A 12,445-nucleotide genomic window follows, 5' to 3' on the forward strand; every position below is an offset into this window, starting at 1 on the left:
ATGAAAGTACTTTTTTAGAAGGTGAAATATGGAAGGCAAAATAGAAAATGCTAAAGGTGAATTAATAGATAAATTAGAATTGCCAAGAGATGTGCTTATGGATTTACCTAAAATAGTTATCACAGGTAATACAGAAATATCTATTGAAAATCATAGGGGCATAGTTGTTTTTGATGAGAATATAGTAAAAATAAATTCCAGGGTAGGACTTTTAAGCATTCATGGAAGAGACTTTGAAATACTTTTTTTAGGAGGAAAAACCATAACCTTAAGAGGAGTATTTAAATCTATACTATATGAGGGAAGTGAATAAAATTAACCTAGAAAAGTTTAGAAAAAGTAATATTACCCTGGAAATACAAAGCTTAATACCTGAAAAAATAATAAATCTTGCATGGCAAAGTGGAATAGAAATAAAAAATATAGAGAGAAAAAACATAACAACATTAAAGTTAACTATAAATTTAAAGGATTATAAAAAACTAGAAAAAATAGCAAAGAAAACCCAATGTAAATTTAAAATAGTAGAAAGAACAGGAATAGGATTTTTAATATTAAAACTAAGAAGGAGAAGAGCTTTAATATTAGGATGTATTTTATTTGCCATCATAATATATTATTTATCCACTTATATATGGAGAATTGATATAATTACAGAAAAAAATTTATCTCCCTATGAAATAAGAATGGAACTTTTAAATTATGGAGTAAAAGAAGGCGTAAAAAAGAAGAATATAGATATTTACAAATTAGAAGAAGAAATTATGAAAAATAATGATAGCATAATGTGGATTAGAATAAGAACAGAAGGATCTTTATTAAAAATAACTGCTTCAGAAAGGCAAAGTCCTCCTAAAGTTATTTTAATGGATGATCCTTGCAATTTAGTAGCTAAAAAAGATGGAGAGGTTGTAAGGGTATATACAACAGCTGGAACTGCACTGGTTAAAGAAGAGGACATAGTAAAAAAAGGAGATATTTTAGTTAAAGGACAACAGGGAAAAGAAGGAGAAGAATACGCTGTTCATGCTAAAGGAGATGTAATTGCTAGAACTTTTTATGAAGAAATAAAAGAGGTAAAACCCTATAAGATAGAGAGAACTAAAACTGGTAACAAGATAAACAATGTATTTATAAATTTTAGAGGAAAAAAATTATTTTTAAAGAAAACTGTGAATAAATTTGAACAGTATGATAAAATAGAGGATAACAAAGGTCCTATTGTAATTGAAACATATTATGAGGTGAAACAAAATAAAGTAGATTTAAATAAAGATAGTCTTGTAAATACAGTTGCAAAAGAATTAGAAAAAAAAATAACCTTGAATTTTGATAAAAATGTTATTGTAAAAGATAAAATCATAGATAAAAAAGATTATGAGGAGTATATAGAAGTAAGACTATTGATTGTGGCAGAAGAAAATATTGCTGTAGAGGGAGAGATTGAAGAGGATATAGTAACAGAACCAAAAGAAAATTAAAATGTTATACAAAAGAAAATTAAGAAGCGATACAAAGGAATGATTTATTGTGGATAAAAATATTTTAAGTGAGATGAAAGAGAGTACAGATACAAGAAAGAAAATTTTAATATTTGTAACAACTTTTATAATTATATACTTTGTGCTTATAACTTCTATTGTAACTCAAAAATATAGTTTGATGGAAGGTGAGATAGCTAATGTTGATATAAAGGCTACAAGAGAAGTAGTGGATGATATAGCAACTAAAGCTAGAGTAAAGCAAGCTATAGAATCTGTACCTTTACAATATAATAAAAAACCAGAGGTAAAGAATAATGTGTTGGAAGATTTAGATAAACTTTTTAACAAAATTCCTTCAGTGGTAGATGTAAATATATCGGAAAAGGATAAAATAAATAAATTAAGAGAAGGAAATAATATAAAATTATCTGATGAAGACTATATGGAGTTTTTAAAGTTAGATAAAGATAATTTGGATAAACTTAAAGTCGTTTTAGTAAAAACCATCTCAGATCTATATGATGGAGTAAATATAAGTGATGGAAGTGTTGGAGACAATAGTGATGATATAAAAAAAGCACGTGAATTTATAACAGAAAAAATAAATGATTCTACCCTAAATAAAAAAAGCTTGAAAAATTTAGCTACCATTATGGCGTATTCTCAAATAAAGCCAAACTTTTTTTATGATGAAGAAAAAACTGAAGAACTAAGAGAGGAAGCCAAAAAAAGAGCTCCAGTTATAATAAAAAAAGGACAAATAATTGTTAAAGAAGGAGAACCTGTAACAAAAGCTCAAATAGATATATTAGCAAAGTTAGGATTACTGAATTCAAAGGATAGTTTTGAATGGTATATTTATTTAAGTTTAGGTATATTAATAGCTTTAGTAATGACAATTCAATGGATTTATATAAGAAAATTTAAAAGAGAAATATTTGATGATGTAAGTAAATTAATTTTAATAAATATATTTACTTGTATGTTTGTAACATTTGCAAGAATTTTAAGTAAGCAACCTTTTTTGATACCTTTAGCATGTATTCCTATGCTTTTTACTTTACTAATTGATGGGAAACTATCTTTAGTGGTTAATGGTTTAACTTGTATTCTTATAAGTTGTGCTGTTGAATTTAATGTAGAGATAACTTTACTGGCTATAATAAATGTATTAAGTATATCTATAATATTAAAAAAGATGCAGGAGAGAAATGATATATTATATTCTGTATTATATATATCCATAGTTAATGTGATTTTAACTTTTTCTGCAGGAGTGCTATTAAGTAACAATACAATAGATGTGGTAAAAAAAGCAGGGTTTTCTTTAATAGGATCATTGCTTTCAGGAATATTTACTATAGGCTTTCTACCGTTCTTTGAGAGTACTTTTGATATAGTTACTACTATAAAACTCTTAGAGTTGTCAAATCCTAATAATCCTTTATTAAAAAAGCTTTTAATGGAGGCACCTGGTACTTATCATCATAGTGTGTTAGTAGGTAATTTGGCAGAAGTGGCTGCAGAACAGGTAGGAGGGAGTCCAGTATTAGCTAGAGTGGCTTCTTATTACCATGACATAGGTAAAATAAAAAGACCTTATTTCTTTAAGGAAAATCAACTGGGAAATGACAATCCTCATGATAAAATAAATCCCAATTTAAGTACTTTAATTATAACTGCTCATGTAAAAGATGGTATAGAATTAGCAGAAGAATATAAAATACCAAAAGTCATTAGAGATGTAATAGAACAACATCATGGAACAACTTTAGTGAAATATTTTTATATAACAATGAAGAATTCTATGGAAAACCCTGAAGAAATTAAAGAAGAAGATTTTAGGTATGCAGGACCTAAACCAGAATCTAAAGAGGCTGCAATAATTATGCTAGCAGATAGTGTGGAAGCAGCTGTTAGATCTATTAGTGATCCAACTAAGGGCAAAATAGAGGAAATGGTAAATAATATAATAAAGGGAAGATTGAACGAGGGACAATTAGATAACTGTGATTTAACTTTAAAGGATATAGATAAAATTAGAAATTCCTTTGTAAAAATACTTTTAGGTATTTATCATCAAAGAATAGAATATCCTACTGACAAATGGCAAAACAAATAAGAGAGGATGAAGTGAAAATTGATCTATATAGACAATAGACAGAACAAAATAAAAGCCCAGGAAGATTTAGATAAGCTGATAAATGAGATAATAGATTATGCGCTTAAGAAAGAGGAAGTAGACATAGGATATGAAATAAGTGTAATATATGTGGATAATGAAATTATAAAAGAGATAAATAATGATACTAGAGGTATAAATAAAGAAACAGATGTACTATCTTTTCCAATGTTGGAATACCCAAAGGGAAGAGTATTTAGCGAATCCTATAGAGAATATAGTTTTGGAGTGGAATATTTAAACGAAGGGAATTTAGTGCTTGGGGACATAGTTTTATCTTTAGAAAAAGCTTTAGAGCAAAGCAAAGAATATAATCATTCATTTTTAAGGGAAGTTTGCTACTTAGTAGTTCACTCAGTACTGCATCTCTTAGGATATGACCATATTGATGAAGAGGAAAAAGTTATTATGAGAAAGAAAGAGGAAGAAATACTTGAAAGTTTTAATATCAGTAGAGGGTAGACTATAAACCAAGTAGGTGTTAAAATATGAAAATAAAAAAGTTAATAGATAGTTTTAACTACGCCATAGAGGGATTAGTATATGCAGTGAGAACACAAAGAAATATGAGAATACATATGATAGCAGCTCTTTTAGTTCTCACTGCATCTTTCTTTTACGATATGACAAAAGTGGAACTTTTAATTGTACTTCTTACTATAACATCTGTAATCACAGCAGAACTTTTTAATACAGCAATAGAATTTACTATAGATGCTACTACTAACTACTATCATCCTTTAGCTAAAATAGCTAAAAATATATCAGCAGCGGCAGTACTTTTAACAGCTATAAATGCTTTGGCAGTAGGATATATTATATTTTGGCAGAAACTAGAGGATATAAATTTTAAAGTAATTAAGAAAATTAAAAGCTCGGATCCATATATGATATTTTTAATTTTATTTATAGTTTGTATAGCAACCTTGGTGATAAAAGCTATATATGGGGAAGGAACTCCTTTAAGAGGAGGCATGCCTAGCGGACATAGTGCCATAGCATTTGCTATAGCAACAACTATAGCATTGCTTACAGAGGAAACAGTTTCTATAATGCTTAGCTATATATTAGCTTTAATTGTAGCTCAAAGTAGGGTGGATTCTGAAACTCACTCCATAATAGAAGTATTAGCTGGAGCCTTTTTAGGAATTTTTTTAACTATATTTTTATTTAAAATTTTTGGAGGATAGTATGGTATAATTTACTTACTATCATAGAAAGATATAAATAGAGACACATTAGTCTGATGGAAGGAATGAATGTTATGAATAAAATAGACTATAAAGAACTAATAAAAAAAGCTATGGAAGCAAGGGAATTGGCATATGTACCCTATTCAAACTTTAAAGTAGGAGCTGCAATATTAACAGAAGATAATAACATATATAATGGATGTAATATAGAGAATGCATCCTTTGGAGCTACTAATTGTGCAGAAAGAACGGCTATATTTAAAGCTATATCTGAAGGAAAAACTAAAATAAAAGCCATTGCAATACTAGGACGTAAAGATGAATTTACTTATCCTTGTGGAATTTGTAGGCAAGTAATTGCAGAGTTTGGAGATAAAAACACTATTGTAATACTTGCAAAAAATATAGATGAATATGAAGTGAAAACTCTAGAAGAAATTCTTCCAGGAGCATTTACTAAAAAAGATCTGGATATATAAGGAGGAAATATGTTTAAATCAGGATTTATAACAGTAATAGGAAGACCCAATGTAGGGAAATCTACATTATTAAATAACATAATGAAGGAAAAACTTTCAATTGTGTCACACAAACCACAAACTACAAGAAATAATATACAAACAATATTAACGCAAGAGGATTGTCAAATAGTATTTGTAGACACTCCTGGAATGCATAAACCAAAGCATAAACTAGGAGAGTATATGGTTAAGGTAGCAGAAGAAGCTTTGAAAGGTGTGGATATTGTGCTATTTATGACTACACCAGAAGGACAGTTAGGAAGAGGAGACGTTTATATATTAGAACAACTAAAAAGAATAAAACAACCAGTATTTCTTATTGTTAATAAAATAGATGAAAATGATCAGGGAAAAGTAGCAGAAACATTAAAAAATTATCATGATGCATATCCTTTTTTCAAAGAGATTATTCCTATTTCAGCATCAAAGGATAAGAATGTAGACACTTTACTAGAATTAATGAAAAAATATCTTCCAGAGGGGCCTAAGTATTATCCAGAAGATATGATAACAGATCAACAAGAAAGGTTTATAGTAGCAGAAATAATAAGGGAAAAAGCTTTAAGACTATTAAGTGAAGAAGTACCTCATGGTATAGCAGTAGAGATGATGACTATGAAAAAAAATGAAAAAGGAAATTATGAAATAAATGCGACTATGCTATGTGAAAGAGATTCACATAAAGGAATCATAATAGGAAAAAATGGTTCAATGCTAAAAAAGATATCTCAATATGCTAGACAAGATATAGAAAAATTTTTACAAAGCAAGGTTTCTTTAAAAGTGTGGGTAAAGGTAAAGAAAGAATGGAGAGACGACAATAGAATTTTAAAAGAATTAGGATATAGACAATAGCTGAGGAGTTGATTTTCTGTCTGTTTTTAATACTAGAGCTTTAGTAATAAAGACTCAGGATTATAAAGAATGGGATAAAATAATTTGGTTTTTTACAGAAAAGTTTGGTAAAATTTCAGTAATAGCAAAAGGAGCTAAGAAAAATAGTAACAAGTTTTTTCCAGTATCCTTACCCTTTTGTTATGGTAATTACATATTTTATAAAGGAAGAGGTATGTATACTTTAAACGAAGGAGAGATACTGGAATCCTTTCAAGAGCTTTTAAGTGATCTAGACACTATAACCTATGCTTCATATTTTTGTGAGTTAGTGGATATATGCCTTCCAGAAGGAGAAAGTAATAGATTACTTTTTAAGGAATTTGTAACTATCTTTTATTTAATGAGAACAAGAGCTATAGATTTAGAAACCTTAGCAAGGGTGTTTGAACTTAGAATATTAAAGACAACAGGGTATGAACTAAGCTTAGATAAGTGTTCAATTTGTAAAGAGAAAATAACCTCTTCTAACTATATAAGTCTACAGTTCTTGGGAGGTCTTTGCAATAATTGTAATAGAAGTAATGGTATAGATATAAGTAATGCATCTTATAATATAATCAAGTATTTAAATAAGCTACCACTTGAAAAAACTTATAGAATTACTATACCAGATAATTTGAAAAAGGAAATATATGATATACTAAAATATATAATATCCCAAAATTATATTAGAAGACCGAAAAGTTTAGAGATATTAAATATATCAAAGGAGGATTAAAATGAGTAAAATTAACTTAGAGCAAATTGACCTTATAATAGAAAGAACTAAAGTCGGATATAAAGAAGCAAAAGAAGCTTTAGAAATATGTAATGGAAACGTAGTAGATGCATTAATATATATAGAAGAAAAGAAAAAGGCAAAGAAAGAAGATTTATATGTAACTAAAGATGAATTTATACAATGGATAAAAGATTTAATAGAAAAAGGAAATATAAATAGAATAATAATACGAAAAAAAGATAAAATAATTGCTGATATACCTGTCAATGCAGGAGTAGCTGTTACAGGTATAGGTCTTATGTTAAATCCTTTATTAACATTAATTGTGTTTGCAGCAGCTTTAACTGAACTAACTATAGAAATTATAAAAAAAGATGGTTCTGTAGAAGTTGTGAACAAGGTTGTTAAAGGTATAGTAAGAGATATAAAAAGTAAATTTACTAGTAAAACATCAGATATGAAAGATAAATTTTCATCTAAAGAGGAGAAATATCAAGGTGATGTTTATAGTTATAGTGTAGATTTTGATGATGAAGAAGATATAAATAAATAAGTCAGCAGACATCTGCTGACTTAATCATTTGCATTAAACGGAATCCCCTATAAAAATATATGTGATATACTATATAAGTGAAATATAATAAAAAAGATTAATTAATATAGCATATTGAAGAAAAATAATAAGAAAATACGAAAACTAAATATAATTAGCTATAATAGCATCAAAGTGCTATACTATTTATTTTAATAAATGTTATAATTAAGTATGTTTAAATGGAATTTTAAAGAGAGAGGGTGAAAAAAATTAAGCTATCACAGAGACAGAAAAAAATAATAAAATTAGTTAAAGAAAATGAGCCTATTACTAGTGAACAAATAGCATCAAAATTAAATGTTACTAGAGCAGCTTTAAGACCGGATTTAGCAATACTTACAATGACAGGAATACTAGATGCAAAGCCTAAGGTTGGATACATATATTCTAAAAAACCCTCTTATAGTTTAGCTTATGAATACATAAGAAATTTAAAAGTAGAACAAATTATGTCTGATCCTGTGGTGGTTAATGAAGCAACCACTATATATAATGCAATAGTAAATTTATTTTTAAATGATGTAGGTACTTTATTTGTTGAAAATGAAGGTGTTTTGGTAGGGGCAGTGTCTAGAAAAGATTTCTTGAAATTTGCCATGGGTGGAACGGATATGCACAAGGTTCCAATTGGAGTAATAATGACAAGAATGCCTAATATTATAATGTTAAAAAAAGATGAAAGCGCCTACGATGCTGCAATAAAAATAATAGATCATGAAATTGATAGTTTACCAGTAGTAGAAAAAGAGAACTTAGAAGATAAAAAAGATGCTTATAAAATAATCGGAAAAGTATCAAAGACTAATATTACCAATATAGTAGTGAATATGGTAAAAAACATTTAGTTTAAGGTATATCCATAAATAAGAATATATGAAGGGGATGTTTAGTTTATGGAAAGTAAAAAATATGTTTACTTATTCAAAGAAGGAAATGCAAAAATGAAAAATCTTTTAGGTGGAAAAGGTGCTAATTTAGCAGAAATGACTATTTTAGGAATACCAGTTCCACAAGGCTTCACTATTACAACAGAAGCTTGCACTAAATATTATGAAGATAATAAAAAACTTTCTGATGAAGTTATATCACAAATATATAAAGCACTTGAAGAAATTGAAAAAGAAACTAAAAAGAGCTTTGGAAGTATAGATAATCCTTTATTGGTATCTGTAAGATCAGGGGCAAGAGTTTCAATGCCTGGTATGATGGATACCATATTAAATTTAGGATTAAATGATGATACAGTAAAAGCTATTAGTAGATTAACAAACAATGAAAGATTTGCTTATGACTCTTATAGAAGATTTATTCAAATGTTTTCAGATGTAGTTATGGGACTAGATAAAAGAATGTTTGAAGATATTTTAGAAGAAGTAAAAAAATCTATAAATGCAAAATTTGACACAGACTTAAGTGCGGAAAATCTTAAAAAAATTGTAGAAAAATATAAAGAAATTTATAAGAAAGAAGTAGGAGAAGAATTTCCACAAGATCCAAAAATACAGCTTCTTGAATCTGTAAATGCAGTATTTAGATCTTGGGATAATCCAAGAGCCATAGTATACAGAAGACTTAATGACATTCCAGGAAGTTGGGGAACAGCAGTAAATATTCAAACCATGGTATTTGGTAATATGGGTGACACATCAGGAACAGGAGTTGCATTTACAAGAGATCCTGCTACAGGTGAAAATAAAATTTTTGGTGAGTATCTAATAAATGCCCAAGGGGAAGATGTAGTAGCGGGTATAAGAACTCCTCAAGCAATAACAAAATTAAAAGAAGATTTACCAAGTTGTTATGAAGAATTCGTTAATATAGCTGGAAAGCTAGAAAATCACTATAGAGATATGCAAGATATGGAATTTACCATAGAGCAAGGAAAATTATATTTCTTACAAACTAGAAATGGTAAGAGAACAGCTCAAGCAGCATTAAAAATAGCAGTAGATATGGTTAATGAAGGATTAATAACAAAAGAAGAAGCTCTATTAAAAGTTGAACCAAAGCAATTGGATACACTATTACACCCAAATTTTCATGAAGGCGAATTGAAGAAAGCTACTTTTATAGCTAAAGGATTACCAGCATCTCCTGGAGCTGCTTGTGGTAAAGTATATTTTACTGCAGAAGAAGCAAAGGAAAAGCATGAATTAGGAGAAAAAGTTGTTCTATTAAGAGTAGAAACATCCCCTGAAGATATTGAGGGAATGATAGCAGCAGAAGGAATACTTACTGTTAGAGGAGGAATGACTTCACATGCTGCGGTAGTTGCAAGAGGAATGGGAAAATGCTGTGTAGTAGGGTGTGATGACATAGAAGTATTTGAAAAAGAAAATACTTTCCAAATAGGAAGAATTAAATTTAAAAAAGGCGACTATATATCAATAGATGGTAGTACAGGAAAGGTATATGGAGAAGCTATTAAGACTGTATCACCAGAGATAAGTGGATATTTTGGAATATTCATGAAGTGGGCTGATGGTATAAGAAGTTTAAAAATAAGAACTAATGCAGATACACCAAAAGACTCAAATCAAGCAGTAGAGTTTGGAGCTGAAGGTATAGGTCTTTGCAGAACTGAGCATATGTTCTTTGATGAAAAGAGGATACCTGCTGTTAGACAAATGATTATGGCAGACAATGAAGATCAAAGAAGAGAGGCATTAGAAAAACTTCTACCAATGCAAAGAGAAGACTTTGTAGGTATTTATGAAGCTATGGAGGGAAGACCTGTTACAATAAGATTCTTAGATCCACCACTACATGAATTCCTTCCAACAGAGGATGAGGACCTAAAAGAATTAGCAAAGGATATGGGAGTAACTTTTGAGAGAGTTAAATATGAGATTGAATCCTTAAAAGAATTTAATCCTATGATGGGACATAGAGGATGTAGATTATCTATAAGTTATCCAGAGATTGCAGAAATGCAAACAAGAGCAGTTATAGAAGCCGCTATAGATGTAAAAAACAGAAAGGGATATAATATAAAGCCAGAAATTATGATACCGCTTGTAGGAGAAGTAAAAGAACTTAAATTCTTAAAGGATATAGTTATAAATGTGGCAAATAAAGTAATAGAAGAATCAGGTGTAGAGTTAGAATATTTCGTTGGAACTATGATAGAAGTGCCTAGAGCTACTATTGTAGCAGATGAAATTGCAAAAGAGGCAGATTTCTTCTCCTTTGGAACTAATGATTTAACACAAATGACTTTTGGTTTTTCTAGAGATGATGCTGGAAAGTTTTTAAATAACTATTATGATAACAAAATATATGATTTTGATCCTTTCCAAAAGCTAGATCAAAAAGGTGTAGGACAACTAGTTCAAAATGCTTGTGAATTAGGAAGAAAAGCTAAAGAAAATATAAAACTTGGTATATGTGGAGAACATGGTGGAGATCCAGCATCTGTTGAATTTTTCCATAAAGTAGGATTAGACTATGTATCTTGTTCACCTTATAGAGTACCAATAGCAAGACTTGCAGCAGCACAAGCGGAAGTTAAATATCCAAGAAAATAAAATGAAATTTACGTCAGATGGAAAAGTACTCTGTCTGACGTTTGTTTTTTAATAAAATAAAGGGGTTAGCATAAAAAAGCTAACCTATCTATACTTAAGATAATTTTATATTAAATTTATCCTCTATATATTTTAAGAAATCAATAACAAAATCATCTTGTTCTTTTTCCTTTTCTATGGAACTAGTTAAAACTTTGAAGAAAGAATTTTTATTGCATCTTTTTATATTTCTATAATAATCTCTAGATATTTTCCAAAACTTTTGAGGAAATCCTATATAACACAGAATATATTTATGTTCATCTAAATTTAAAGGATTTATACCCTCATAGATTTCTATACATTCTATGGCTTTTTTAACATCCCAACTGGTATTATCCCTACGCAAATATCTTCTCATGAAGTATCCTATATCGTGTACACGGTAATCTATTCTACATTTATCAAAATCAATAACCCAAACGTTATTATTATTATCTAATATAATGTTTTTATTTACATAATCTAAATGACATAAATTTTTTTGAAGATTATTGTGATTGATTGTACAAGATAAAGCCAGTATGTTTTTAGCAGTATTTAGATTAGCATCAAAATGACTTAAAAAGTATTTTGAAAATTTATCTTTATATTTAAAAGCTAAATTAGAACATTCTAAAAGTTGATTAAATCGTTTTTCTGTAGTGTCATAAACATTATCAAATTTCTCACGATTATCACTACCAAGTATTGGGAAAAATTTACTTGAATGATGGTGCATTAAAGATAGATTTTCTGTGGATCTAGTCACATGAATAGGATTATCATAGTCGCATTTACATCCTTCTATCCATGGAGTTAATATAAATAACATATTTTCATAATTAACAAATCTATTACTTTCTAAAGTAGGCAATATTCTTGGAACTTTTATATTATATCTATGCATCCATTCTATAGCTGAATATACGAATAATAATTCTTCTTCAGGGAAGTATACTTTCTTAAGACAATAGTTTTTAGAGCCATGGCTTACTTTATAAACTGCTCTTTGCTTATCAGTGTTTTTAAATTTTATTTGTGTTACTATTGAATTTTCTAGATTATAATGCTTTAATACATTTAATCGTACATTTTCTTCAGACAAAAGTTGTAAATCAGATGCATTAGTAATGCTTGACATAACAAAACTCCTTTATTATTTATCTCTGTATAATAATATTAAAAAGATCCCTGGAATATACATAATAGTTAGTATTAAAGCTTACATACTCTTATGGATTTCATAAGTAAAAAAGGACTTTTACATAAAATATAGAATAAGTTAATTATTAAGAAAGGGAAAA

The 12,445-nt window shown here is 28.6% G+C and carries 12 protein-coding genes; 11 read left to right on the forward strand and 1 reads right to left on the reverse strand.

Annotated elements, in window-relative coordinates; translation table 11 throughout:
• The first annotated feature begins 28 nt into the window (after positions 1–28).
• The 11 genes from yqfC to ppdK all read left to right on the forward strand — a co-directional run bounded on the left by yqfC (position 29) and on the right by ppdK (position 11,120).
• On the forward strand, positions 29–313 hold the full coding sequence (gene yqfC, locus B5D21_RS06240) for a sporulation protein YqfC (RefSeq protein ID WP_023439010.1): 285 nt from the start codon (positions 29–31) through the stop codon (positions 311–313).
• Positions 297–1,481, forward strand: a complete 1,185-nt coding sequence (gene yqfD, locus B5D21_RS06245; protein ID WP_011100185.1) for a sporulation protein YqfD — start codon at positions 297–299, stop codon at positions 1,479–1,481. Before yqfC ends, yqfD begins: the two co-directional genes overlap by 17 nt.
• 73 nt (positions 1,482–1,554) lie before the next feature.
• On the forward strand, positions 1,555–3,606 hold the full coding sequence (locus tag B5D21_RS06250; protein WP_035110349.1) for an HD family phosphohydrolase: 2,052 nt from the start codon (positions 1,555–1,557) through the stop codon (positions 3,604–3,606).
• Between the two features lie 18 nt (positions 3,607–3,624).
• Positions 3,625–4,128: an rRNA maturation RNase YbeY gene (gene ybeY / locus B5D21_RS06255; protein ID WP_011100183.1), complete on the forward strand. Its 504-nt coding sequence runs from the start codon at positions 3,625–3,627 to the stop codon at positions 4,126–4,128.
• 26 nt (positions 4,129–4,154) lie between these two features.
• A complete protein-coding gene (locus B5D21_RS06260) occupies positions 4,155–4,856 on the forward strand; it encodes a diacylglycerol kinase (RefSeq protein WP_011100182.1) in 702 nt (233 codons plus the stop codon).
• Positions 4,857–4,930: 74 nt separating this feature from the next.
• Positions 4,931–5,338 (forward strand): cytidine deaminase, encoded by a 408-nt coding sequence (locus B5D21_RS06265; protein ID WP_274542161.1) that lies wholly within the window; start codon positions 4,931–4,933, stop codon positions 5,336–5,338.
• 9 nt (positions 5,339–5,347) lie between these two features.
• Entirely contained in the window at positions 5,348–6,235 is an 888-nt protein-coding gene (era, locus tag B5D21_RS06270) for a GTPase Era (protein ID WP_011100180.1), read from the forward strand.
• A 16-nt stretch (positions 6,236–6,251) separates the two neighbouring features.
• The gene (recO, locus tag B5D21_RS06275; protein ID WP_035124552.1) at positions 6,252–6,995 is read left to right on the forward strand and encodes a DNA repair protein RecO; all 744 of its coding nucleotides are present in this window, start codon (positions 6,252–6,254) and stop codon (positions 6,993–6,995) included.
• Between the two features lies 1 nt (position 6,996).
• Positions 6,997–7,551: a DUF4342 domain-containing protein gene (locus B5D21_RS06280; RefSeq protein WP_011100178.1), complete on the forward strand. Its 555-nt coding sequence runs from the start codon at positions 6,997–6,999 to the stop codon at positions 7,549–7,551.
• A 242-nt stretch (positions 7,552–7,793) separates the two neighbouring features.
• Positions 7,794–8,438, forward strand: coding sequence for a transcriptional regulator CcpN (gene ccpN, locus B5D21_RS06285; RefSeq protein ID WP_011100177.1), 645 nt, complete (start codon positions 7,794–7,796; stop codon positions 8,436–8,438).
• A gap of 48 nt (positions 8,439–8,486) precedes the next feature.
• Positions 8,487–11,120 (forward strand): pyruvate, phosphate dikinase, encoded by a 2,634-nt coding sequence (ppdK, locus tag B5D21_RS06290; protein ID WP_011100176.1) that lies wholly within the window; start codon positions 8,487–8,489, stop codon positions 11,118–11,120.
• Positions 11,121–11,214: 94 nt separating this feature from the next.
• Here ppdK and B5D21_RS06295 read toward each other — a convergent pair whose 3' ends face one another.
• Entirely contained in the window at positions 11,215–12,282 is a 1,068-nt protein-coding gene (locus B5D21_RS06295; protein WP_011100175.1) for a CotS family spore coat protein, read from the reverse strand.
• Positions 12,283–12,445 lie beyond the last annotated feature (163 nt).

The organism is Clostridium tetani (genome assembly GCF_900167265.1).
Classification (GTDB): domain Bacteria; phylum Bacillota; class Clostridia; order Clostridiales; family Clostridiaceae; genus Clostridium_G; species Clostridium_G tetani.